Source organism: Rossellomorea sp. y25, from assembly GCF_038049935.1.
GTDB lineage: Bacteria > Bacillota > Bacilli > Bacillales > Bacillaceae_B > Rossellomorea.
Genome location: NZ_CP145886.1, coordinates 978,613 through 1,001,339 on the forward strand (window position 1 = coordinate 978,613; position 22,727 = coordinate 1,001,339).

Annotated in this window: 29 protein-coding genes; 26 read left to right on the plus strand and 3 right to left on the minus strand. The window is 39.4% G+C overall.

The window, feature by feature from the left end; translation table 11 throughout:
* Nucleotides 1-2: 2 nt before the first annotated feature.
* The 3 genes from AAEM60_RS04835 to AAEM60_RS04845 are packed head-to-tail and all read left to right on the plus strand — an operon-like array spanning nt 3 to nt 2,676.
* Nucleotides 3-575, plus strand: coding sequence for an NADPH-dependent FMN reductase (locus tag AAEM60_RS04835; RefSeq protein WP_341357558.1), 573 nt, complete (start codon nt 3-5; stop codon nt 573-575).
* Nucleotides 576-1,667 carry a low temperature requirement protein A gene (locus tag AAEM60_RS04840; RefSeq protein ID WP_341357559.1) on the plus strand — a complete coding sequence of 364 codons (1,092 nt, stop codon included), beginning with the start codon at nt 576-578 and terminating at the stop codon, nt 1,665-1,667. It begins immediately after the preceding gene.
* Nucleotides 1,668-1,692: 25 nt separating this feature from the next.
* Complete coding sequence (locus AAEM60_RS04845) at nt 1,693-2,676, plus strand: ring-cleaving dioxygenase (protein WP_341357560.1); 984 nt, start codon at nt 1,693-1,695, stop codon at nt 2,674-2,676.
* Between the two features lie 51 nt (nt 2,677-2,727).
* Here AAEM60_RS04845 and AAEM60_RS04850 read toward each other — a convergent pair whose 3' ends face one another.
* Nucleotides 2,728-3,621, minus strand: a complete 894-nt coding sequence (locus AAEM60_RS04850; protein WP_299742491.1) for a LysR family transcriptional regulator — start codon at nt 3,619-3,621, stop codon at nt 2,728-2,730.
* A 245-nt stretch (nt 3,622-3,866) separates the two neighbouring features.
* Here AAEM60_RS04850 and AAEM60_RS04855 point away from each other — a divergent pair, with 245 nt between their 5' ends.
* The 5 genes from AAEM60_RS04855 to AAEM60_RS04875 all read left to right on the plus strand — a co-directional run bounded on the left by AAEM60_RS04855 (nt 3,867) and on the right by AAEM60_RS04875 (nt 6,951).
* Nucleotides 3,867-4,064, plus strand: a complete 198-nt coding sequence (locus AAEM60_RS04855) for an aspartyl-phosphate phosphatase Spo0E family protein (RefSeq protein WP_341357561.1) — start codon at nt 3,867-3,869, stop codon at nt 4,062-4,064.
* A gap of 475 nt (nt 4,065-4,539) precedes the next feature.
* Nucleotides 4,540-5,211 (plus strand): lysoplasmalogenase, encoded by a 672-nt coding sequence (locus tag AAEM60_RS04860; protein ID WP_341357562.1) that lies wholly within the window; start codon nt 4,540-4,542, stop codon nt 5,209-5,211.
* A gap of 126 nt (nt 5,212-5,337) precedes the next feature.
* Complete coding sequence (locus tag AAEM60_RS04865; RefSeq protein WP_299742496.1) at nt 5,338-5,883, plus strand: sigma-70 family RNA polymerase sigma factor; 546 nt, start codon at nt 5,338-5,340, stop codon at nt 5,881-5,883.
* Nucleotides 5,876-6,526, plus strand: a complete 651-nt coding sequence (locus tag AAEM60_RS04870) for a hypothetical protein (protein ID WP_341357563.1) — start codon at nt 5,876-5,878, stop codon at nt 6,524-6,526. Before AAEM60_RS04865 ends, AAEM60_RS04870 begins: the two co-directional genes overlap by 8 nt.
* Nucleotides 6,527-6,600: 74 nt before the next feature.
* On the plus strand, nt 6,601-6,951 hold the full coding sequence (locus AAEM60_RS04875; RefSeq protein ID WP_341357564.1) for a DUF4181 domain-containing protein: 351 nt from the start codon (nt 6,601-6,603) through the stop codon (nt 6,949-6,951).
* An 82-nt stretch (nt 6,952-7,033) separates the two neighbouring features.
* On the opposite strand, the gene AAEM60_RS04880 is transcribed toward AAEM60_RS04875, so the two are convergent.
* Entirely contained in the window at nt 7,034-7,324 is a 291-nt protein-coding gene (locus AAEM60_RS04880; RefSeq protein ID WP_341357565.1) for a hypothetical protein, read from the minus strand.
* A gap of 626 nt (nt 7,325-7,950) precedes the next feature.
* Between AAEM60_RS04880 and AAEM60_RS04885 the strand changes: the two genes are divergently transcribed.
* From AAEM60_RS04885 to AAEM60_RS04900, 4 genes are all read left to right on the plus strand, one after another.
* A complete protein-coding gene (locus AAEM60_RS04885) occupies nt 7,951-8,652 on the plus strand; it encodes a class I SAM-dependent methyltransferase (protein WP_341357566.1) in 702 nt (233 codons plus the stop codon).
* A gap of 321 nt (nt 8,653-8,973) precedes the next feature.
* Nucleotides 8,974-9,630: an HAD-IA family hydrolase gene (locus AAEM60_RS04890; protein WP_341357971.1), complete on the plus strand. Its 657-nt coding sequence runs from the start codon at nt 8,974-8,976 to the stop codon at nt 9,628-9,630.
* A gap of 26 nt (nt 9,631-9,656) precedes the next feature.
* Nucleotides 9,657-10,415 carry an HAD-IIB family hydrolase gene (locus AAEM60_RS04895; protein WP_341357567.1) on the plus strand — a complete coding sequence of 253 codons (759 nt, stop codon included), beginning with the start codon at nt 9,657-9,659 and terminating at the stop codon, nt 10,413-10,415.
* 199 nt (nt 10,416-10,614) lie between these two features.
* Nucleotides 10,615-10,926 carry a hypothetical protein gene (locus tag AAEM60_RS04900; RefSeq protein WP_341357568.1) on the plus strand — a complete coding sequence of 104 codons (312 nt, stop codon included), beginning with the start codon at nt 10,615-10,617 and terminating at the stop codon, nt 10,924-10,926.
* 126 nt (nt 10,927-11,052) lie between these two features.
* Here the strand turns inward: AAEM60_RS04900 and AAEM60_RS04905 are convergent, their stop codons facing one another.
* A complete protein-coding gene (locus AAEM60_RS04905; protein WP_341357569.1) occupies nt 11,053-11,724 on the minus strand; it encodes a hypothetical protein in 672 nt (223 codons plus the stop codon).
* A gap of 290 nt (nt 11,725-12,014) precedes the next feature.
* Between AAEM60_RS04905 and AAEM60_RS04910 the strand changes: the two genes are divergently transcribed.
* From AAEM60_RS04910 to AAEM60_RS04975, 14 genes are all read left to right on the plus strand, one after another.
* On the plus strand, nt 12,015-12,587 hold the full coding sequence (locus AAEM60_RS04910) for a histidine phosphatase family protein (protein ID WP_341357972.1): 573 nt from the start codon (nt 12,015-12,017) through the stop codon (nt 12,585-12,587).
* Nucleotides 12,588-12,692: 105 nt separating this feature from the next.
* Nucleotides 12,693-13,157 (plus strand): DUF523 domain-containing protein, encoded by a 465-nt coding sequence (locus tag AAEM60_RS04915; protein WP_299742519.1) that lies wholly within the window; start codon nt 12,693-12,695, stop codon nt 13,155-13,157.
* Between the two features lie 302 nt (nt 13,158-13,459).
* Nucleotides 13,460-14,488, plus strand: coding sequence for a serine hydrolase domain-containing protein (locus AAEM60_RS04920; RefSeq protein WP_341357570.1), 1,029 nt, complete (start codon nt 13,460-13,462; stop codon nt 14,486-14,488).
* Between the two features lie 94 nt (nt 14,489-14,582).
* Nucleotides 14,583-15,086, plus strand: a complete 504-nt coding sequence (locus AAEM60_RS04925; RefSeq protein WP_299742525.1) for a DinB family protein — start codon at nt 14,583-14,585, stop codon at nt 15,084-15,086.
* 13 nt (nt 15,087-15,099) lie between these two features.
* Entirely contained in the window at nt 15,100-15,471 is a 372-nt protein-coding gene (locus tag AAEM60_RS04930; RefSeq protein WP_341357571.1) for a VOC family protein, read from the plus strand.
* Between the two features lie 67 nt (nt 15,472-15,538).
* Entirely contained in the window at nt 15,539-16,288 is a 750-nt protein-coding gene (locus tag AAEM60_RS04935) for an aminoglycoside phosphotransferase family protein (protein WP_341357572.1), read from the plus strand.
* A gap of 182 nt (nt 16,289-16,470) precedes the next feature.
* Nucleotides 16,471-16,839, plus strand: coding sequence for a YciI family protein (locus tag AAEM60_RS04940; RefSeq protein ID WP_299742534.1), 369 nt, complete (start codon nt 16,471-16,473; stop codon nt 16,837-16,839).
* Between the two features lies 1 nt (nt 16,840).
* Nucleotides 16,841-17,434, plus strand: a complete 594-nt coding sequence (locus AAEM60_RS04945) for a dienelactone hydrolase family protein (protein WP_299742537.1) — start codon at nt 16,841-16,843, stop codon at nt 17,432-17,434.
* A 231-nt stretch (nt 17,435-17,665) separates the two neighbouring features.
* Nucleotides 17,666-18,352: an MBL fold metallo-hydrolase gene (locus tag AAEM60_RS04950; RefSeq protein ID WP_341357573.1), complete on the plus strand. Its 687-nt coding sequence runs from the start codon at nt 17,666-17,668 to the stop codon at nt 18,350-18,352.
* Between the two features lie 137 nt (nt 18,353-18,489).
* Nucleotides 18,490-19,008 carry a YfiT family bacillithiol transferase gene (locus AAEM60_RS04955; RefSeq protein ID WP_341357574.1) on the plus strand — a complete coding sequence of 173 codons (519 nt, stop codon included), beginning with the start codon at nt 18,490-18,492 and terminating at the stop codon, nt 19,006-19,008.
* 130 nt (nt 19,009-19,138) lie between these two features.
* A complete protein-coding gene (locus AAEM60_RS04960) occupies nt 19,139-19,756 on the plus strand; it encodes an NUDIX hydrolase (protein WP_341357575.1) in 618 nt (205 codons plus the stop codon).
* Nucleotides 19,757-20,049: 293 nt separating this feature from the next.
* Nucleotides 20,050-20,847, plus strand: coding sequence for a class I SAM-dependent methyltransferase (locus AAEM60_RS04965; RefSeq protein ID WP_341357576.1), 798 nt, complete (start codon nt 20,050-20,052; stop codon nt 20,845-20,847).
* A gap of 79 nt (nt 20,848-20,926) precedes the next feature.
* Complete coding sequence (locus AAEM60_RS04970; protein WP_341357577.1) at nt 20,927-21,346, plus strand: VOC family protein; 420 nt, start codon at nt 20,927-20,929, stop codon at nt 21,344-21,346.
* Nucleotides 21,347-21,842: 496 nt separating this feature from the next.
* Nucleotides 21,843-22,655, plus strand: coding sequence for a phosphotransferase (locus AAEM60_RS04975; protein ID WP_299742552.1), 813 nt, complete (start codon nt 21,843-21,845; stop codon nt 22,653-22,655).
* Nucleotides 22,656-22,727 lie beyond the last annotated feature (72 nt).

A 22,727-nucleotide genomic window follows, 5' to 3' on the forward strand; every position in this document is an offset into this window, starting at 1 on the left:
TCATGAATAAACGTATAAAGATCGCCGCCATGTGCGGAAGCCTGAGAAAGGATTCATTTAACAAGAAGCTCCTGCAGGTGATAGCAGAGGAAGCAAACAACCAATGGGAGATGTCTTTTGTAGAGATAGGGGAATTGCCTTTATTCAATGAAGATCTGGAAAAAGAAGGAGATCCTGAAGAGGTCGTCACCTTTAGGGAAAAGCTGAAAGAAGCGGACGGCGTATTGATCATCACGCCTGAATATAATTCCGGGGTCCCAGGGGGCTTGAAGAATGCGCTGGACTGGGCTTCTCGTCCACCGAGGCAAGCGGTCTTGAATGGAATGCCGGCAGCGGTGGCGGGTGCCACTCCAGGAAGCGGCGGGACCGGGTTGTCGCAAATGCAGCTGCGTCAGACCCTGGTCGCCATGAATGTGAATGTCATGAGTGCTCCGAAAGTATTGGTGGGGGAAGTACACAAGAAGATCAACCAGGAAACGATGAGACTCGAGGACGAAAGAACCCTTACTCATCTTCAGAGTTTCATTCATGGATTCACGGAATTTGTGGAATTGTATAAGGGGAAGGGATACTAGGTGCCACATAAAAAGGTCAATTGGATCGAATTATTTAATGACTTGATTTTCGTAGCGGCGATTGCAACAGTGACACACACACTGGTTCACGTAGAAGACGGACATATCCATCCGGAATACTTTATCAAATTTGTCCTCATCTTTATCCCGATCTGGTGGGCTTGGGTGGGTCAAACCCTTTACATCAACCGCTACGGGGAAGATACAGTGAAAGACCGCTTATGGATGATCTTCCAGATGATGTTCGTCATCTTAATGACTGCCAGTCTCTCGGTTGATTTTGATGCATATTTCCTCCCCTTTTTAATTGGATATTTGGGAATCCGTTTCGTGGCAGCTGTCCAGTATCTCATTGTAGCACGAGTGGAAGCGGGGCCGCGGAAAGTCGTCGCCCAGTACCTTGGATACGGGTTCCTCATCGGGGGATTGTTCTCCCTCGGATCAGTCTTTTTTGATTCGTGGTTCAGATACTTTGTTCTATATTTGGGAATCGCGATTGACATTGTCATTCCTTTACTCGGTCGGAAACATTTGAAGAAGGTCCCGATCAATACGCCCCATTTACTGGAGCGGTTCGGCCTGCTCACGATCATCCTGTTTGGTGAATTCATTGTCAGCATTGTGGCGATTGTCAACGGAGTGGATCATTTAGGAAAAGGACTTTTTGTCTTATTCATTTCCTTTACCCTCGTCATGGCCATGTGGTGGCAGTATTTCGAGAATGTGGAGAAGAAGATCGATAAAGAAAGCGAAACATCGGGACAAGTGATCATTTACGGTCATCTGGTCATCTTCATGGCGATGAGTGTCATCGCTGCCATGATTCAAGTGGGCTTTCTCTATTCCCTGAATAAAGGGTTGTTTGTCTCATTGGTATTTGGCGCCACGTTCCTATACTTTATTGGAACGACGGCGGTTTTTCATAAGTACAGGCATGCACACACACGTTTAGGGATGAAACATTTCTTCACTTTGCTGGGCCTGATTGCTGTTTTTTGGTCAGGGAGTTTCTTACTGCCAGTCGAAGAGACCGTGGTCTTTATCGAACTTGCCTGCTTCTTTATCGTGTATGCTTTCATGACCGTGAAATAAATAAATGTGAGAAGGAGAATCAGCTATGAATGAATTAAAAGGAATCCATCACGTCACCGCCATCACGAGCAGTGCGGAGAAGATTTATGAATTCTTCACCTATGTACTCGGAATGCGCTTAGTGAAAAAAACGGTGAATCAAGATGACATCCAGACGTATCATCTCTTTTTTGCCGATGATAAGGGAAGTGCCGGAACGGATATCACGTTCTTTGACTTCCGTAACACCCCGAAAGGAACTCATGGAACAAATGAAATTTCGAAGATTTCGCTCCGTGTGCCAAGCAACGCAGCACTGGACTACTGGGTGAAGAGATTCGAACGCCTGAACATAGAACACTCAGGGATCAGTGTGCAATTCAACAAGAATACACTCTCCTTCACAGACTTCGATGATCAGCAGTATCAGCTGATTTCAGATGAAGGAAACGAAGGGGTCCCATCCGGCACTCCGTGGCAGGATGGACCGATTCCTCTTGAGTTCGCGATTACTGGCCTTGGACCTGTTTTCATTCGGATCCGAGAGTTTGATTTCTTTAAAGGGATGCTAGAAGAAGTTCTCTTGTTCAAGGAAGTAGGAAGCGAGGGTGCGTTCCACTTATTCGAGGTGGGCAAAGGGGGGAATGGTGGACAGGTCATTGTCGAGCACGATACGTCCATGCCTCAATCCCAGCAAGGGTATGGATCCGTTCACCACGTTGCCTTCCGCGTAGAGGATCGTGAAGAGCTGAACCAGTGGATCGACCGGATCGAGGGAATGGGTTTCCGTACCTCAGGCTATGTTGATCGCTTCTTCTTTGAATCCCTATATGTTCGGGTCTCTCCTTATATATTGTTTGAATTTGCCACGGATGGACCAGGATTCATGGGAGATGAACCTTATGAAACCTTAGGAGAAAAGCTGTCCCTCCCGCCTTTCCTAGAATCAAAAAGAGGCGATATCGAGAGGCTTGTCCGCCCGATTGATACGATGAGAAGCAATAAGGAATTCAAGAAAGAGATGGAATAGTACGCATTGAATAGCAAACAGCTGCTTGTAAGGATTGCAGCTGTTTGTTTTTTATCGGTGAATCAATTCCCTGACCTTGTGGTGGAAATCCCTAGCTTCCAAGGAGAGCGGTTGTTTAGCGGGATACATGACCCAGAAATCATACCCTTTAACCGATTCCTTATTTAAGGGAATGATAGCCAGGTTTCCATTCAAGACATCAGGATGATTCTTAAAGGTAAAGTCATAAATGATGCAGATTGCTTTTCCATCCAACACGGCGGCCTTCAATACCTCGATATTGTTCGAAGTGAAAAGCGTAGGGTTATTCTTGGTATATTGCTCATTAAGGGACTTGGCACGCTTGGAATTATAGATGACGATTTTTTCATTCCGTATGTCTTCTGGGTAGAGGAGGTTCTGATGATAGAGGGGAGAGTGCTTACTCACACAAACGCATACCTCACCCGTATACAATCGTTCAAACCCAATGGGAACGTGAGCGGTCTGTTTCTGTAATTCTTCCCTTGTAAAAGGAGAAAAGACGAGATCGATCTCCTTGCAGGAAAATGCTTCCCATACTTCGTCCTGATCCATTTCAATGATTTCAATGTTCACATGGGGAAATTCCTGATTGAACAGGACAAAGGCGTCATAGACCACATAAGTCAATGCTGGCCCACACCCGATTTTCAATGAAACCGGAGCTGTGGTGTCCGAGAGTTCATTTTGGAGTTCATCGAGTTTCCCAAGAATATCGATCCCTGTATGGATGATTTTCTTGCCTTCTGGCGTCGGAACCGTCCCCTGCCTCGACCGGTTGAAAATCGTGACTCCGAGTTCCCGTTCAAGTTGAGTGATGGACTGGCTGACAGCCGACGGAGATAAGTGCAGCTTCCTGGCAGCCCTCGTGATCGAACGCTCTTTCGTGACTTCCAGGACGTACTTGATTTGGTCTATATTCATATGACTGAATCGCTCCAACCTATTAAGTTTTTCTTCATTATACATTAAAAATGATTACATTTACTTAACCTAATAAATGGTTATATACTACTATTATAGTAAGAAGGCGAAAATGACGGTAGCCTGTGCTTCCCTTCTCTCTTCTATAGGATGGATTTCTAATAGGTTTCCCATTCATCCCAAACCAAATGAGGGAAGAAGGGGAGAGCACGTAAAGCCGAAGCCTTGGAAGCTGGAGGATCCAAATGAACATGCAACAACCTTCCATCTATCAGCTTATAGATGAAATGAAAGAGAAGTTGAATCAATCCGTTATTCAAAACGGTCTAAATAGCCACATCACCATACACATCAGTCAAGAACTTGATGCCTTATTAAACTTGGCGGAAAAGGATAAGCTCAGTCGGGGGAGAGGTTCCTATGCCCCATATTCAAAACGCTGAGGGAATGACCCATCACTATTGACGATTGTGGGATGCAGCCAGTTAAGGGGATGCATCCTTTTTTTATTTTCACATCCAGTCAGGAGGAGGAAGAATTTTAGCCCAATCGTAGTGAGCAATCCACTTTCCATTGACGGCTGACGGCTTCTTTATTATTTTCAATCCCCTTTAACTGTGAAGAGAGCAATTATCAAGAAATTTCGACACGAAGGATCAATTATGTGAAAAAGTGGTTCAATACATCAAACTCAGGTTCAACAAATCCGAAAAAGGATCCATTATCCCAAATCAGGATTGAAAGTCGTTCAAACCGGAATCATTACAGGTCTGCCCCTTGTAGAAAAGGGCGGATTCCAGACCTTTACTCGTTTGGCCCTTTTTCTATAAATCTCTCAAAAGAAGGAATTTCCTCTTCAGAAAGAGTATATATGCCTTAGGAACAAGTACAAAGTGCATAAATAGGATGTGAATCTCATTGAAAAAATCAATGCTCCCCATCTTAATCGGAATCATGGCTGCCCTCTACATATGGATTATTCCTTCAGAACCGTTGACATTAAAAATCGTCTTCAAGCTGATCCCCATGGCACTCATCATTTTTTACGCATTCCGTCAGCTGCCCGCCAAAGCGGCACCAGCCATGCGTCTCATCATCATCGGCCTTTTTTTCTGCATGCTGGGCGACGGGTTTATTGTCTTGTCATTTGTTGCCGGGCTCGGGGCCTTCCTCATCGGGCACGTCTTCTATTTAATGGGCTTTATCAGAATGTCCCGTTTCAACAAAGCGCGCCTGGCGGCCTTATTACCGATTGCCTTGTATTCCTTCTTCATCGGCCGCCAGCTGATTACCGCGCTCCAAACAGATGGAAATGATGGGCTCGTGCTTCCGGTCGTTTCCTACATGCTGGTCATATCCCTGATGGCCCTGACTGCCATCTTGACGGGTAACCTATGGGCAACTGTCGGTAGCATCCTGTTTGTCATCTCGGACTCCATACTGTCCTGGAATATGTTCGTTGCAGCCATCCCTTATTCGGATGTCCTGATCATGACAACCTATTACTCGGCGCAATTCCTGATTGCCTCAAGCCTCGCAAGCATAGGGATCACAAACAGGTATCAAGAAGGAAAAAGTATGAACATGTAATCAGCTTTTGCGCCTGTCGAGGGGTCTCGTCAGGCGTGTTTTTATGACAAATTGTGAAATAATCCAAACTTTTTCTAATTAAGAAACGTCTTATTTAGTGAAGATACATACAAAGCAGGTGAGTGTTTGAAATCCGGAAATGTTTCTAAATCCGAGAAGGATCGACTACTTGAGAAAGCCATGACGGAATACGGAAATGATGTCTATTACATTGTCTATTCCTATGTGAAGGAACATAGCCTGGCGGAAGATCTGACACAAGAGATTTTCATCAAGTTTTATCAAAAGATGGATACCTTTCGCGAGGATTCCACCCTTAAAACATGGATCATCAGCGTGGCCGTCAATCATTGCAAAGATTATTTAAGGCGGTGGGATACACGTATGGTCAGTATATCGAATAAAATCAATGAAATGGTCAAAGGAAAGATGGGGGCGCCGGAACAAACCGTGATCGAGAAGGAAAAGAATTCAGAGCTGATCCAACACGTTCTATCCCTGCCCATCAAATATAGAGAGGTCATCTTTCTTTATTATTTTGAAGAGATGAAGCTTTCCGAGATCGGGGCCTGTATGGATTTGAACACCAATACGGTGAAGACCAGATTGACAAGAGGGAAGGCATTGCTCGGTTCAACGATTAAACGGAATGAGGTGTATAACAATGGATGAGCTTAAACAACTCCGTGGCCTGATGAAAGAAGAAACCTTCAAAGGGCATGGTTTCACGAATAAGATGAGGAAAAACATTTTGAATGAGATTCATTCGAAGAGGTCCAAATCGTTCACTTACAATAAAAAACCAATCCTGGCTCCTTTGATGTCCTTTCTATTCGTTGCGGCATGCCTCTCTTTATTCGTTTATTTCGGTGGAACACAATTGGGACTCTTTGACGGAAATAACGCCAGTGCCCCTTTTTATCAATATCAGGCCAAAGATCGTCCTGAATCCCTTGGCACAGAATACAAGTTTCTCACAAAGGCCCCATTTGAAGTAACGGAGGTCACAACCAAAACAAGTGAGGATTCTTCAGGAAAGATAGAAATGGTGACCTTGAAGGGAAAAGAAAAGCAAACAATTAGACTGTCGTTTCAATCCATTGATCCGAGTGAATATCTGACCTTGTCCCAGGACGAAGTGAAAGTCGGTCAATCCAAAGGAAGCTATTACGAATCTGAAGGTCCGGCGAAGGTCAGCCGCCTGATATGGATTGAAGGGGATACCATTAAATATGAAATGGAGTACATGCCAGGGGGATCTGTCGTCACCTTATCCAAGAAAGACATGATTAAGATGGCGGAGTCGTTTCGTTAAAGTCTCCGGGTTGAATAATGTAAGGAGGTTCTGCATCATTAGCGGGCAGACGGAGAAATTTGGAGGTGTATCACATGTACAGTTTTATCGTTTATATTGTCATCTCCTTGGCAACGTACTTTATCGTTGAGAAGATTGTCAGGAGATGGTGGAACATCCCAAATAACAGGAAATCCGGCTTAGAAGGACTTGGTACAACTCACACTCGGGTTATGCGAATCGGTTGGACGGTCTTTTTTATATGGGTCGTGTTTTTCAAAGCAGAACTGGTCGGGGTGATGGTCATTTTCTTAATGTTGGGATTCGATGTCTTTATTCAATGGAGAATGAATAAAGCTGAAAGAGAGTACGTCATTAAACTCTTAGGCCTTGTATTCTTCATCATCTTTGTAACGGTTGGCTATACATTTGATTTCTTAGTGTAAAAAGATGGGAGATCGTAGTCCCGTCCCGGCGCATCACTCAAAGAAAAGAATGGTGGATCCAGAATCCATCATCCTTTTTCCCTTAATATGTGCCATACACAACCTTAACGATGTATCCATACTTATTATAGGTCACTTCTTTCCACTGATTCCCGCCATTTCCACTTCGATACACGATGATAGTGTAGCTGCCTACAGTCTTTCGATATGATTCCTGCCAGGTGACTCCCCCTTGGCCGCCGCCATCTTCTATGACATTTGTACCGTCATTCTCTGCTGCGAAAGTCTGCGTTATCCCTACGGCAGCACCAGCAGAAAGAACCAGTGAACACGCCACCACATACTTTACTGAACATAGAAGGAATCCTCTCACTATTATCATCCCCTTTTGTTAATAAATGTAATTATATAGTCAATCATACTATAAATAACTTTGTGTGGACTAGGTCGTATTCTCTATTATTCAGGAGAAATAACCTCCGGATAGGACGAATTCTTAATGATTCTTGTTGGGTATAAATATATTAATAATTCAATTTCGCTTCGTTGTGTAAATTCGATGTCATTAAAGTAATGGATAAGAAATTGTGGAAAGTTGAATAGTTAGATGTGGAGTTGTGACAAAATCACGGTCCCATTTCTAAAATCCCTCTTACAGGATACGAATGGTAGGAAGCGCGGGAAGGGTTCTACTGCTTTGGTGATTTTTTGTTACATGAATGTAATAAACGTAACATTGTGCATGGGGATGTTAATTGAGTGTCTGCCAAATGATGGTATACAGCCTCTGTGTGATGCCTTGTGCATAATGGTTACCCTCCTATTAAAAGTGTCTTTTAAACTGAAAATGAGACTCATATAGTGGTTAAGATTGAAATCAGGGGGTGTGTTTAGGTAAGTTTCTTTCTATGAAATAACCAAATTGTAAAATAGTAGAAATAAAGGGAGATATTTTCTTTTGTATAATGTAAGTATTACATATTGATAGGAGAGTTTACGATGAATGAAATCATTACAAATTACTCTGGTTTAATGAAGACGCTGGATTCTCTACTAAGAGATCCAACCCTATTTTGGGATGAATTCTATGCAAATCGAGATAAGGAAATCCCCATTTTCGTGAATTCACCTGACGAAAATTTAGTGAGCTACCTCCGGGAAGGAATCATAACCCCAGGAAAGGTGTTGGATCTCGGATGTGGGGCGGGAAGGAATGCCGTCTTCTTAGCTGAAAATGGGTTTGAGGTCGATGCTGTGGACTTATCGATCACTTCACTGGAATGGGCAAAAGAGCGTGCAGATGAAAGGGGGCTCTCGATCAATTTCATTCATGACAATATATTTGAATTGAAGGTTCATGAGGGAGAATACGACTTCATCTATGACTCTGGGTGTTTTCACCATCTAGCCCCTCATAGAAGGATTACCTATATTGAATTACTACAAAAGGGTTTGAAAGAAAAAGGACACTTTGGGATCACTTGTTTTCTTGTAGGAGGCAGCTTGGGTGGAGCAGAGCTATCGGATGTAGAAGTGTACAAAAAAGGTACGTTAATGGGTGGACTGGGATACACAAAAGAATCGCTAGCCAAAATCTTCAGCGAGTTCGAGCCGTTAGAACTTAGAAGAATGAATGAAGGCAGTGAGGCAGAGGGCACATTTGGTTCATCCGACCTTCTAGCAGGTTTGTTTCTTAAATGAAAAGAAATTCGACGAACCGTTTTTCACTTCTCGGTATAAAGACTAAAAATATGTTAGACGGAATTAAAGCTCTACCTGAGAAAGTAGCATTTACAATAGGTTTATCTTTAATATTATGTAGTCCATTATGTTTATTTTTCATGTCATTTTTATTCCCATTAGGTAATGGGACAAAGATGATTATAGGAAGTGTTGTTTATTTTTTTGCTCTTTTATTGATACTTAGTGCGGCTGATAAAAGACACTCTAGAATTGGTAAGAAAACGTGAGGATTATCTAATGAGAGAAAGGCGGTAAAGATAGTTGACAGGTTGTAAAGCAATCCTATTTGATCTGGATGATACCTTACTTAACAGGGATCTGGCAGTAGATAAAATGTTTTCGATTATTTTAGAAAAGTGTTATGAGGGAGTTCCACATCCAGCAAAAGACGAAATGTTGCATAGGTTCAAAGAATACGACAAAGGAAGCTATGGCGATAATAATAAAATAAACGTTTTGGAATCATTATTTGATAAGTTCCCGCCACATTATAGATTGCCGCGCCATGACATCCAAGATTTTTGGAATCATCATTTTCCTCGTTGTTTTTCTATTAACCAGCATACTCTTACTATCGTAAATACTATAAAGCATCACCTTAAAGTTGGGATTATTACAAACGGCTTCACTCAGAGACAAAAAGCGAAAATAATGAACTCCGGGTTAACTCATTATTTCGACACAATCATTATTTCTGAAGAAGTGGGAATGAGTAAACCAGACAAACGCATATTTGATTTAGCATTAAGTAAGCTGAATGTTCAACCGGAGGATGTCTTATTCGTAGGAGATGACTTAGAAAAGGATATTAGCGGCTGTCAACATGCACATATTAAGGGCATATGGTTCAACCCTAACAGGATTAAGAATGATACCGATATCAAACCATATGGCGAGATTGATTCTTTTGATAGATTAATAAGCTATATGACATAATGCCAACACGCCAGAGGTGAAAAAAGATGATTTTTGTATTCGATTTAGATGGGACGATTTGTTTTAAAGGAAAACCCTTAAGCAAAGAGATATGTGATGCGTTAAACGTTTGTAAGCAACAGGGACACGAAATTGTATTTGCTTCAGCCAGGCCCATTCGTGATTTATTACCCGTTCTGCCTGAAGATTTCCGGCATTATCGGATGGTTGGTGGGAATGGTGCCTTTACGTATGCAAATGGGGTGATTAAGACCCGTACTTTCACAGCAGAAACAGTAAATCAAATAAAAAATATAATAGAAACCAACCAACTGACTTATCTGATAGACAGTGACTGGAACTACAGCTACACAGGAGATCGTCATCATCCTATATTTCGTAATCTTGATCCTGATAAGCGTGCTGAAAATCAGCCATTGGCTCAATTATTAAAGATCACCAAAATCGTATTATTTACAAGAGATCAAGCTATCAAACAACAACTCGAGAAGCTATCTGTACAAATATACGAACACGGGGATGAAGAACTCATGGATATAAGCCCGTTAGGAATACATAAGGTAGAGGGTATGAGACAATTAGGCATCCATCCAGGAGAGTTTATTGCATTCGGAAATGACCAAAATGATTTACAACTGTTTCAAAACGCAAAGCACAGTGTTTGTGTGGGACAGCATCCAATAAAAGAATTTGCATCTACTGTTATAAGTGTTGAAGATGTTCCTTTCAAAATAAAAGAAATTAGTGAATTATATCAACAAAGAGGACTACTGCTGGAAAGCTGATTTAGTCCGCTAGAGCATCTTGCCATGGGCTTATCCAAACAAGGATAGGCTTATTTTTTAGGGGAAATTCTTGAGTATGGTGCATAGTTTTGAAATAATTGGTAGTAGGTTTGGTTTGTATATATCTTCCATGCGGTTGTAGAAACTATTTCATCGAGTTATACGCCTAATAAACAATAAGAAAAAGGAGATTGTATATATGTTTGGTTTACTTAATCTTGGAAGCCTCTTGCTTGGGCTCATTGCCTGGATACTCCCAATTCTTAATCTAACCCGGGATAAAAAGCAGAATGAAAATTGGGTTGTTCTTTCCACTATCAGTATCTGTGCTTGTGGTATTTCACTATGCTTCCAGATATTTTATACCTACTATAAAGTAACGGTTGAGGATTGGACTGCTCTTATGGACACCATGTATGCCGTGGCTTATGTTTCAGCAATTCTTCTCATCGTTACGATCATACTAAATGTCATCACACTGAAAGTTTATCGTAGAAGAACAGTAGAGTAGGAATGTTTTTAAATTATTGGCTGTGTTAAATGTTAATGTTGATAAATTAAAAAAGATTGGGAAACCGAAATATAAAGGTTTCCCAATCTTTCTTAACTATTTTCTCATTCGTTAAGTGAGATCTAACTATTTTAATTTTAACCTATATTTATTAAAAGCTACTACTGGAGGTTTTGTTTTCTCAAAATAGTCGGTATCGTTGTAAGGCATATCAATGGAATCCCAATTGAAGTTATCTGGAACACAAGATATGAATAAATCATATCCTTCATTATCTGATGTCGAAGAGCACGTTCTAAATTCCCCATTATTCAAAGCGATATCAATAGCTTCTCGAAGTTTTTCCAGACCGATTCGGTTGGCAACAACATAAGCATTGTCGTGCCACATACCTTGTCCATACAAATGACAAAGCGGAGTTTCTTCATAATAAGTGCCAGCTATGATAGCTTCAGTTAATCTAATGGGCACATCTTTCAAGGAATTGGTATCCAAGTAGACATCCATACCGCCCAGTTCCCCTTCACCTTCACTTCCAAATTGTTTAGTGAATTCATCGTATAGTTCATTATTTTCGATGAATAATAGCCTATCAGGCTCTTGCCAGTCCTCAACAACATAGAAACAATGAATCAATTTGTCTGCTTTACTATAAACATAGTGATAAACACTATTATTTAAATGCTCGCTGGTATGAATTTTGAAATCATATTTCTTGGCTTTCTTTGGTTTTAGTTGCCCGTTTACAAAAGGGGTATCTGCTATATATATGGGTGTAAATAGTTTTTGATTTGACATTTAAAACACCTCGGAATTTCATTTATCTAATACATTTATTCCGTTTTTCTGATTGTTCCTTCTTGGTGTGTGGTAATTTGTTGATGATTTAGAAGGTTACTGAGCGCCTTGCTCAAACTTACGTCCTCCAGAATATTTGTTCTTATACTAATTTTACTAAGAATTCAGGGAGGCATCAAATATCAACATTTACCTCTAACAGAGTCTAGTTTTATTGCCTGACCCCAAGGATTCAGTCCATTAAATTGCAACAATGTTATCAATCGAACCTTAGTGGAGGTAAGTACATGATGAGTACGTTTGTTTATATGGTGAGACACGGTGAGTCATCAAAGGAAGGAAATGAAAGAACAAGGGGGTTAACTCCAAAAGGTCATTTGGATGCTAAGAGGGTAACTGAGATATTGAAAGAGGAGAAGATTGAGGCAGTTGTTTCTAGCCCATATATACGTTCAATCTTAACTGTCGAAAAGATAGCTGAACAAATAGGGCAAGAAGTTATCGTATATGAAGGTCTAAAAGAGAGGATGTTTTCTTCTGAAGATAATCGAGTTTCTGATAAGGAATTGGTTCCACTGTTGGAGAAGTCGTTCGGGGATTCAAATTTCGCTTTAGAAGGAGCAGAATCAAATGCTGACTGTGAAAAAAGGGCTATTAACGTTTTAAAAGAACTATTAGAAACCTTTAGAGATAAACATATCGTAATAGGATCTCACGGGGCTGTTATGACCTTGATGATGGGATATTTCGATTGTAAGTATGACTTGGATTTTTTACATAGCACATCCAAACCCGATATTTATAGGATGGAATTTAAAGAGAAGGAATTGGTGGATGTTCGAAGACTGTGGGGTATAAAGTAATACGTTAATTATATTTTAAAAAAATAAATCAAGGCTATACGTTATTCAATTACAGGGAGTAAGTTGTACAATGTCATTAGATGCTATTAAATTGAGGTGTTATCAATGATATTAGTGAGTTCATGTTTAGCAGGATTGGAAGTAAGATATAACGGTACGCATAGTTTAAATCATAAGATCAGTAAACTAATAGAAGAGAAGAAGGCAATACCTGTATGCCCGGAATTGCTTGGTGGATTTTCAACCCCCAGAGAACCTGCTGAAATAGTAGGTGGTCATGGGGAAGATGTATTGGATGGGAAAGCTAAAGTAGTGGAGAAGTCAGGAAGAGACGTTACGGAACTGTACTTAAAAGGGGCTAATGCTACTTTAGAAAAGGCCAAAGAAGTTCATGCAAATGTAGTTGTTCTGAAAGAGTACAGCCCATCGTGTGGAAGTGCAATGATTTATAATGGTGAATTTATAAGTAAGAAAATTGTTGGAAATGGAGTCACAACTGCTTTACTCAAAAGAAACGGAATACAAGTCATTTCTGAAGAACAGCTTTCCCATTACGGTCATTTATCATAAACATTGATCATAATCCTGTTGTCATTGGCAACAGGATTTTTTCTTATTCAATAAATGAGCAAATACATATGAACAGATGACATACACGGATGAAGCTTATCCGCAATAGGATAAGTTTTTTTATGGGGATTAGTTATTGAGTTTCTAACATTGATTTGAAATAATTGGAATTAAATAATAGCATCGACCACCATTATAGGTCTTGAGGGCAAGATATTAGAAAAAGACATGGATTAACAAGGATATATTGTTTTTTTAAGTATCTTATTTAAGAGACGAACAAAAAGAAGTAGGTGAAAAATTTGAATGGAATTTCCAATAAGACGGCCTTTGAAGATATAACCAACTATACTGAAGAAACGAAAGATAAGATGCATGCTTCTGGGGCAGCGTTAGTCATAATAAAGGATAACGAGATAGTACACGAGTGGTATTCTGGTACCCATCATTTTGAAACGGGAGCTAGGAATATAGATCGCTCCTCACAATTTAACGTATATTCAACCAGGGTTACATATGTTGGTTTAGCGGCTGCATTGGCTGTGTTTGAAGGACACATTGATCTTGAGGATAAGCTCAGTGATTATTTTAAAGAATTGGATAAAGAAATCTTAGGCGAGACTACAGTTAGACATTTGGTAACCAGATCTACTGGTTTAAAGATTAAGAATGATACAGTCCAGAGGGTATTTGATTCAGGAACCAACATTGAGGGTAAACGACCAGACTTATTAGCTAAGATCGTCAGGAAAGCTACCGGCAAGACTGTTAACCAAATTCTTCCTGAGAAGGTTATTAAACCTTTGGGTTGGAAAAGTACAGAATGGGCGACCGAGGGAAAAAGCTCTTTAGTATGTGACATACATTCGCCAGATAGTCAGCCTTCCATTAGGATTGGGTCAAATGTTGGGGATGAAAGAAACTTATATGTTAATAGCAGAGAGTTGGCTTTATGGGGAAGCTTACATTTGAATAAAGGATTCATGGATGGAAAACAAATCTTGCCGGAAGAAGTATTTGACCTTTCTACCACCATCCAAAGTCCAGGTGAAATGGGTGAGAATCTACCTAAGTTCGGTTTGTTCTGGTGGCTGAAAGATAACCAAGTGTCGTGGGACTACAATGAATTAGGAACAGACTTACCTGAAGGCAGTTACCAAATTCTTGGGGCGTCAGGATGTGCCTGCCTTGTCATTCCCCGATATAATGCTGTTGCCGTAAGGATGTATAACAGTCTATATACCTATCAGAATAAGAATTTTGATCATATCGAGGATATCCAAACGTTTGGGAATTTGGTTGTGAAGGAACTTCAATTATCTATTAAATAGGAGAAAAAAGATTAGTGTTAAAGGTATCTGTCATCACTAATATATACAGCAATAGGCAAAAATCATTTTTCATTAAACGAAAGGAAGTATTTATATGAGTGACATTAAACTGCTTATTACGTTCAAAGGTGACCTTAACCATTATTCAATAGAACAGCTAAGGTATATTTCGAAAGAAGGGGTATGGTCCATTGGACAGATGTATGACCATTTAATGGTTGTTGCCCATGAGTATCTTGATAGTATGGAAGAATGTGCTGCATCGAATGGGGAACAGCCCTTTGGGAAAACCCAGTTTGGTGAGCAATTATTTGAGAACGGAGGTTTTCCACCAATCAAAATAAGGTTACCAGATGAACTGAATTCTCCTCCAAATAATTCAGACAGCAAGGAAGAACTCATTAGCAGGATGGAACAATTAATCCAACGATTGAATCATTGGGAAACGAAAGTGGATGATATTCACCCGGAAAATAAAGTTGAACATGGAGGATTCGGCTGGCTGAATGCAAAGGAATGGTATGATTTGGTCGGAATGCATTTTCGTCATCATGTACGTCAAAAAGATGAGCTGGAGAGTTACTTAGTATATAAATGAAGGAGAGGAGAGTATGAGTAAATCATTTATTGAACAAGTACATTATATTAGAATTCCTGTAAAAGATTTAGAACGGTCTGCACAATGGTATAAAGATGTATTAGGGCTCCAGTTAGTAAACATTACGGAGGAACATGCGATTATAAAAGTAAATGAAGGACCTTTCTTACTTATCTTAGTTCCTACTGAAGATGAAACATTTGTACATTTTACAATTGATCATGAACCAGAATTTAGCATTGGCTTTACAAGTCCGGAATTATCTGAAATTCATCAACACTTAATGGATCATCAAGTAAAGGTCGAGGATATAAAAGAAGATAATGGTCATGCCTTTTTCCACTTTTATGACCCAAATGGTAATAAACTTCAAGTACACTGGTAAGATTAGACCAGCTTCATGAATTGGGCTGATGGTGGATTTCTTTTAAAAAGTAAAAGGAGTGAAAACAATGAATTTAGGAACTCCTATTGCCATCGGAAATACAGCAAATGTATTTCTTTATGAGAACAAGGTCTTCAAAGTTTATAATGACTCTTTACCAGATAAGGAATCCACTAATGAAGCTCATAAGCAAAAGTATGCGTATTCTTGTGGACTCTCTGTGCCGAAAATAGTTGATGTAACCAAAATAGATGGTAAACAGGTAATCATAATGGAGCATATAAAAGGGAGAACTATAGGGGATTTTCTAACAGACAACATGGAAAAAGCGGAATATTATATGAACATTTCTGTAGATATACAAATGAAAATACATAAAATCAAAGCGGATTCTATTGAGCCGATGTCTGAAAAATTAAGTAGACAAATAGAAAGTGCACCAGGTTTGGATATTCAACTTAAATCTACTTTAATTAAAAAACTGGATTCAATGACCTTCGACGAAAAACTTTGTCATGGGGACTTTCATTTATTCAACTTAATTATGTCAGATCATAACGTCACCATTATCGACTGGGTTGATTCCAGTGCAGGGGATATACGTGCTGACGTATATCGAACGTATCTCTTGTATTCCCGGTTTTCAGTGGAATTGGCTGATATGTATATGCGTCTTTATTGTGAGAGAAGCGGTTTGTCTAAAGATGAGGTTTTTCAATGGGCGCCCATCATAGCTGCGGCAAGATTGTCTGAGTGTGTTTCATCAGAAAAACCAGAGCGTCTTTTGGAGATTGTTAATCAATATTGTCCCATTTAACTACTTCATTTTGCATTACTTTAGGTGCGTCAGAACCATTCCGCAGCTTGCTCTGGTCCCTTTTATTGAACCATTAACCAGTCTACTTGAGGATATCCCCGATTTATAGAAGATTTAAAAGGATCGATTTTATAGATATCGGGTAGATTTATCAGATTGCCTTTATAAAAGGAGGAACCTTTATGCTGTTTATGATAATTGTCAAAGCATCGAAGAATTCGGAAGCCGGAAATCTTCCAAGCCCTGAGCTCATGGAAGCCATGACAAAGTACAATGAGGAATTAGTGAAGGCAGGCGTGCGGGTTATGGCTAAAGGGCTTCATCCCAGTTCAAATGGGATTCGCCTTTCGTATCCAGAACCAGGAGGAAAGCCGGTTGTGACGGAAGGTCCATTTACTGAATCGAATGATCTAGTTGCCGGTTTTTTCCTCCTCGATGTGAAGTCGAGGGAAGAAGCCATCGAGTGGGCCATGCGAATGCCGGACCCGCAAGGACATGGGGAAGGTCAGATTGAATTGCGTCAGGTGTTTGAAGCACCGGAGCAGGAATGAAATGATTTCAATACATAATCAATCAGATACTCTAATGATTGTCATACACGAAATTTATGGAATTAACCAACATATGCAGGGCTTTTGTGAACGATTATCAAGACAAAGGTTTGACGTGATTTGTCCTAACTTTTTAGAACGAAATACACCTTTTCATTATTCAGAAGAAAAAGATGCTTATTATCATTTTATGGAAAACGTTGGATTCCCTGATCCTTTATACAAAATAAAAGATATTATTTCTGAGGTTAAAGATGAGTATCAACGAATATTTATCATTGGATTCAGTGTGGGGGCAACTATTGCCTGGTTGTGTAGTGAGGGAGAACACATCAATGGAATAATTGGATACTATGGTTCCCGTATTAGAAATTATGTAGAAATAACACCAAAATGTCCTACAAAGCTATTTTTTCCACAAGAAGAACAATCTTTCAATGTCGACGAGTTGATCTCAACCTTGCATATGAAAAATATCGATGTACATAAATTTAATGGAAAACACGGATTTAGTGACCCGTACTCTCCTGATTATAATGAATTATCAGCACAAAAAGCATTTAGTGAAATGATAGAGTTTATTATGAGACATTAATGGTGAAACCACGAATAGCCGAGGATAAGGCAGTTGATCTATGGTTTTTCATGACTACATATTACACAAAGGACCAAAAAGAAATAGATACACACGTTCCAATTCAAGTTGGAACATAGAGTTCTATCAAAGTGAAAATCCCACTGATCTTCGAGTAGATTAATTCGATTCCAAACTGTAATTTAAATTATAGAATAGGAATATACTATCGAGCAGTATGGAGGGAGAAAAATGAAGATAATAGAACTACCCATTGAATTTGAATTCAATGGACAAAAAAATTATATTTATCCCAGTTTAATTATATTGAATAATGAACTAACGTTGGTCGATACAGGGTACTCAAATTTCTTACCTTTAATCGAAAATGAAATTTTGAAAAATGGCTTTGAAATGAAGCGCTTAAAGAATATCATCATTACTCACTATGATGATGATCATATAGGTTCCTTATATGAATTCAAAGAAAAGTATCCTTGGATAAAGATTATAGCCAGTGAAATCGAATCAAAATACATTAGCGGTGAAATGAAGTCAGAGAGATTACTTCAAGCCGAAGAAATGTTAGAAAATATGCCAGAAGAAGAAATGGAATTTGGTAAATGGTTTATTCAGCAATTAAAGAATTTGAAGCATGTTTCAATTGATGAAAAGGTACATGATGGTGATATGATTTTAGATAACCAATGTAGAGTAGTAGCGACACCGGGACATACCTCAGGTCATATCTCATTGTATTTTCCAAGTTTAAAAAGCGTCATTACAGGTGATGCATCTGTTACGGAGAAACATGAATTAGTTATTGCTAATCCACACTTTTGTTTAAATGTTGAGCAAGCAGAACAGTCTTTGACCAAGATTAAAAATCTCAAAGCTGAAAATTACTATTGTTATCATGGTGGGAAATTCGCTATATAATTATCTCTACATCCAAGCCAATTTTCACCTTCTTGTATACTGCATTAGATCTTCAAAAATCTTAGGCGTAAGTTATTGAATTCAATAAAGAGATGTAATCAAAATGGTACAACTCTGAATAGGGAGGAGTCGTTTAAATGGATTTACGTTATCCGATAGGAAAGTTTAATTATGAAGGTGATCCTACAACCGAAGAATTAGAGAAGTGGATAATAGAGATTGAAGAATTACCTCTTCAATTAACAGAAGCCGTGAAGGGTTTAAGAGATGAGCAGTTAGATACACCTTACCGTTCTGAAGGGTGGACCATTCGTCAAGTAATCCATCACATTGCCGACAGTCATTTAAATAGCTACACTCGTTTTAAGTTGGCCCTCACAGAGAACAATCCCACCATTAGATTGTATGAAGAAGGGAAATGGGCTGAGCTCCCTGATTCGAAGTTACCAATAGACATTTCATTAAAACTAATAGAGGCTTTACACAGTAGATGGGTTTGTCTGTTGCGTTCTATGAAATCAGATGAATTAGGGAAAACTTTCCATCATCCAGAATCAGGTATTGTCACGTTAGGTATCAATATTGGGATCTACGCTTGGCATGGGCGACATCATGTAGCGCATATTACTTCTCTTCGATATCGATCAGGTTGGTAATTTGATATTTTTTCATTGCTCAAAATGAGCTTAACTAAATAACCCTAATTTCAAACTCTTGAGTAAGTCAGAAATGAGAAGCATGAAGTAAGGTGCAACGATAGTTTATGGTTAAGGTGGTGCAAGTAAGATGAGTGATAAATGGTTAGAATGGGCAAAAAGGATCCAAGCATTATCTCAATCAGGGCTGTCCTTTTCAAAGGATGTTTACGATATTGAGAGATATGAAGAATTACGAACGATCAGTGCGGAGATCATACAGGAATACACGGACTTAGAGATGATGAAAATAAGGGAATTATTTACGAACGAATCAGGTTATCAGACACCGAAAGTAGATGTGCGCGGTGTCGTATTCAAGGATAACAAAATCCTAATGGTAAGAGAGAAAGTTGATGATAAATGGTCTCTCCCAGGTGGATTTTGTGATGTAGGACTGTCCCCCAGTGAAAACATCGTCAAAGAAATAAGAGAAGAATCAGGATATGATGTAACCCCTGTAAAATTACTCGCACTTCTCGATATGAACAAGCATCCCCATCCCTCGCAACCGTACCATTACTATAAAATATTTATTCAGTGCAAGGTGACTGGTGGACAGGAAAGAAGTGGAATTGAAACAAAAGGAGTTCATTTTTTTGAAGAAGAGAATTTACCGGAGCTATCAATCGGGAGAAATACAGATACTCAGATCAACATGCTGTTCGAATTCTTGAGAGATCCTAGTAAAGAAACTGTATATGATTAATGGTGATAAAGATAAAGGAATAACCTTTATTTAGTAACTGAATAGATTAATTAATTTAGTAAGGGGAGACGAAAGGTGAGTATTACCCTTTTTGCTATCCTACATATAATTATTGGACTAGCATCAATATACTTTTACAAAAGCTTACCAAAAATTTTAACTACGTTTGTAATTGTATTTTTCACAATGAGCCTTTTGTATTGGGGAAAGGTAGTTTTAGATTCTTTTTAGTAAAGAGGGCAATGGTTAAGATTCGCTGGAAGCATATAGAGAGCGATGGGAGGATTACAAACTTGAACAAGTACGGACAAGACCTATTTAAAGGCTCTGCAGGATATTATTCGAAATACAGACCAATGTATCCTTCTTCTTTGATACGATTCCTGGTTGAAGCGTTCTCTTTAAATGGGGAGCAGAACCTCCTTGATTTAGGCTGCGGCACAGGGCAGCTCACCATGAGGTTTTCTGATTGGTGTCATAAAATAGTTGGTATAGATGTTGAACCGGAAATGATTGAAGAAGCTACGCGACTCCATCAAGAAATAAGGATGGGGGAGATTCATTGGTTCAATGGAACTTTGGAGCAGTACAGCCTTGAGAATCATGAGCATTTTTCTCTCGTGACGATAGCTAAGGCATTTCATTGGATGGACAGGCCAAAGGTATTAGAGGAATTATTTGATATGATTCCTCCTGGTGGCGGGGTGGCGATCATTGATCATTATAACCCCAATCAAACGTTGAAGCCTTGGCAAGTAAGGTTTAATGAAGTGATCGAAAAATGGTATGGAAAAGATCGAAAGGCTGGAAATTCAACCTATACTCATCCCGTTACCAGTCATGAAGAAGTCATATCCCATTCTCAATTTGACCTAGAAGTTCATACTTTACCGACATACGAAATCACTTGGACGATTGAGTCACTATTAGGGAACCTGTACTCCACATCCTATGGTTCTAAGCGTTTTCTTGGAAGTGACGTCTCGCTATTTGAACGTGATGTGAGGGAGGTCATGCTCGATACTTGTGAATCTGGAGAATATAAAGAAGAATCTACGCTATCAGTCAAGATCGGGAGAAAACGGTTATGAAAAATATGGGAATTTCAGCAGGGTAAACCCATGTGAAAAGAGAATGTTTACTATATCTGATCGCGGGAGGGAAGTATAAATGAGCGAAAAATTATTAAGGGTTGGCACAACCTATCTTCCAGTAACGAATGTGGATCTTTCATCTGAATGGTACATACACAAATTAGATGCAGTATTAAGCTATAAAGATGAAGATAAAGCCATCTTGAATCTTGCAAACCAAAGTATTTTCCTTGTTAAATCAAAAGAAAATCAAAGTGCGAATTTCATAGATGTTTATGGGGAAGAACGCTTCTCGTTAACATTTGAAGTGAATGGTTTAGAAGCGTTAGAAACACTGCATGGGGATTTTATAGATAATGGGATTCGGGTTGGCACGATTGAAAACAGGGGACACTCTGGAAGGAATTTTGTTTTTTATGATTTAGATGGAAATAAGTTTGATGTGTGGAGTGAGCTTAGTCCGGTTTTTCGGGAGAAATATTTCATTTCGAAGTGATCATGTAGGAACACGATGCGAGAGCTTAGGCAGCCACGTGTAAATGAAATAGTCAAGTGTAAAACATGCTGAGGTCCTTTTGGTCCCTCGTACATTTGTTATTCATCTACAAAACCACATTTCATGTTGAGGTTTATGGCAGCAGCTCCGGAACCGCCCCGACGCTTCCGGAGAATAATTATTGAAAAACTTCGACATTTCCTGTGCTAAGTTAGCAATATTTGTTATTATCTAATGTAGAGATGTAAAGAAAGGGGAATCTATCGTACACATGTGGAATACCTCGAAATGATTCGTTAATTGGATAGAGACAGCGGCGTTCCTTGATCCTTAAGGATGCGTTTATTTGTCTATCTGAAATCATTCAAGGGATACATGGTGTGGACAATTATATTCCCATTGCCAAGCAGATACCTTTGTATATCTGCTTTTATTTATGGGCAAAAATACATCTCGATTGACACAATCACAGCGTCCCTAAATTGGGGGAATTTAAATGAAGAGTCAGAATGAAAACGAAGAAATGCTAACAGGAGGGAATGTCTCGGACGTATATCGTTCGGGAGATACGGTCAGGCGGGAATTGAAGTCTGATAGTGTTAAAATCCATAGGTTATTGCAGCATTTAGAAAGTAAAGGTTTTGATTATGCACCGAAGTTTTTAGGAATAGATGAAAAAGATAGAGAGATATTATCATTTATAGCAGGAGAAGCCGGTAATTATCCTTTAAAAGAATACATGTGGTCTAATAATGCTTTACAAGGAATAGCGAAGATGCTCCGGCATTACCATGATGCTGTGAGTGACTTTCCATTTATTGATGAATGGCAACCCATGGACAATACACCGGCTAACATAGAGGTAGTGTGTCACAATGATTTTGCCATTTACAATATTATTTTTAACCAGGAAAAACCAGTAGGTATTATTGATTTTGATGTTGCGGCCCCAGGTTCGAGACTTTGGGACATCGCTTATACTCTCTACACCTGCGTTCCTTTAAGCAGGCACTATCATACCGAAGCGGGTGAAGCTGTTCACTATGACCCAACACATGATGCCGACCGTATAAAACAAAGAGTGAGATTGTTCTTTGAATCCTACGGTATGGAGGGAATGGAAGAAGGTTATTTGGAGATGGTATTGCTGCGCTTGGAAGGATTATGTGCCTACATGAAAAGGAAAGCCGGTGAAGGTGACCTTGCTTTTAAAAAAATGATCGATGAAGGGCACCATGAGCACTATCAAAAAGATATAAAGTTTATTCGTGAGCATGGGAAAGAGTGGGTTAAAAAGGCAGGTCAGTAAAAAAACGTGATCATTGTATATAGTGTAAGCAGGATTCGACCCAAGTTGCACCGAATATATAGGTAAAAAGTG

Coding starts and splice junctions, on each gene's coding strand:
- AAEM60_RS04835 (WP_341357558.1), top strand. CDS start 3: ATGAATAAACGTATAAAGATCGCCGCCATGTGCGGAAGCCTGAGAAAG.
- AAEM60_RS04845 (WP_341357560.1), top strand. CDS start 1,693: ATGAATGAATTAAAAGGAATCCATCACGTCACCGCCATCACGAGCAGT.
- AAEM60_RS04850 (WP_299742491.1), bottom strand. CDS start 3,621: ATGAATATAGACCAAATCAAGTACGTCCTGGAAGTCACGAAAGAGCGT.
- AAEM60_RS04855 (WP_341357561.1), top strand. CDS start 3,867: ATGAACATGCAACAACCTTCCATCTATCAGCTTATAGATGAAATGAAA.
- AAEM60_RS04870 (WP_341357563.1), top strand. CDS start 5,876: ATGGATGAGCTTAAACAACTCCGTGGCCTGATGAAAGAAGAAACCTTC.
- AAEM60_RS04875 (WP_341357564.1), top strand. CDS start 6,601: ATGTACAGTTTTATCGTTTATATTGTCATCTCCTTGGCAACGTACTTT.
- AAEM60_RS04885 (WP_341357566.1), top strand. CDS start 7,951: ATGAATGAAATCATTACAAATTACTCTGGTTTAATGAAGACGCTGGAT.
- AAEM60_RS04895 (WP_341357567.1), top strand. CDS start 9,657: ATGATTTTTGTATTCGATTTAGATGGGACGATTTGTTTTAAAGGAAAA.
- AAEM60_RS04900 (WP_341357568.1), top strand. CDS start 10,615: ATGTTTGGTTTACTTAATCTTGGAAGCCTCTTGCTTGGGCTCATTGCC.
- AAEM60_RS04905 (WP_341357569.1), bottom strand. CDS start 11,724: ATGTCAAATCAAAAACTATTTACACCCATATATATAGCAGATACCCCT.
- AAEM60_RS04910 (WP_341357972.1), top strand. CDS start 12,015: ATGAGTACGTTTGTTTATATGGTGAGACACGGTGAGTCATCAAAGGAA.
- AAEM60_RS04915 (WP_299742519.1), top strand. CDS start 12,693: ATGATATTAGTGAGTTCATGTTTAGCAGGATTGGAAGTAAGATATAAC.
- AAEM60_RS04925 (WP_299742525.1), top strand. CDS start 14,583: ATGAGTGACATTAAACTGCTTATTACGTTCAAAGGTGACCTTAACCAT.
- AAEM60_RS04930 (WP_341357571.1), top strand. CDS start 15,100: ATGAGTAAATCATTTATTGAACAAGTACATTATATTAGAATTCCTGTA.
- AAEM60_RS04935 (WP_341357572.1), top strand. CDS start 15,539: ATGAATTTAGGAACTCCTATTGCCATCGGAAATACAGCAAATGTATTT.
- AAEM60_RS04940 (WP_299742534.1), top strand. CDS start 16,471: ATGCTGTTTATGATAATTGTCAAAGCATCGAAGAATTCGGAAGCCGGA.
- AAEM60_RS04945 (WP_299742537.1), top strand. CDS start 16,841: ATGATTTCAATACATAATCAATCAGATACTCTAATGATTGTCATACAC.
- AAEM60_RS04950 (WP_341357573.1), top strand. CDS start 17,666: ATGAAGATAATAGAACTACCCATTGAATTTGAATTCAATGGACAAAAA.
- AAEM60_RS04955 (WP_341357574.1), top strand. CDS start 18,490: ATGGATTTACGTTATCCGATAGGAAAGTTTAATTATGAAGGTGATCCT.
- AAEM60_RS04960 (WP_341357575.1), top strand. CDS start 19,139: ATGAGTGATAAATGGTTAGAATGGGCAAAAAGGATCCAAGCATTATCT.
- AAEM60_RS04970 (WP_341357577.1), top strand. CDS start 20,927: ATGAGCGAAAAATTATTAAGGGTTGGCACAACCTATCTTCCAGTAACG.
- AAEM60_RS04975 (WP_299742552.1), top strand. CDS start 21,843: ATGAAGAGTCAGAATGAAAACGAAGAAATGCTAACAGGAGGGAATGTC.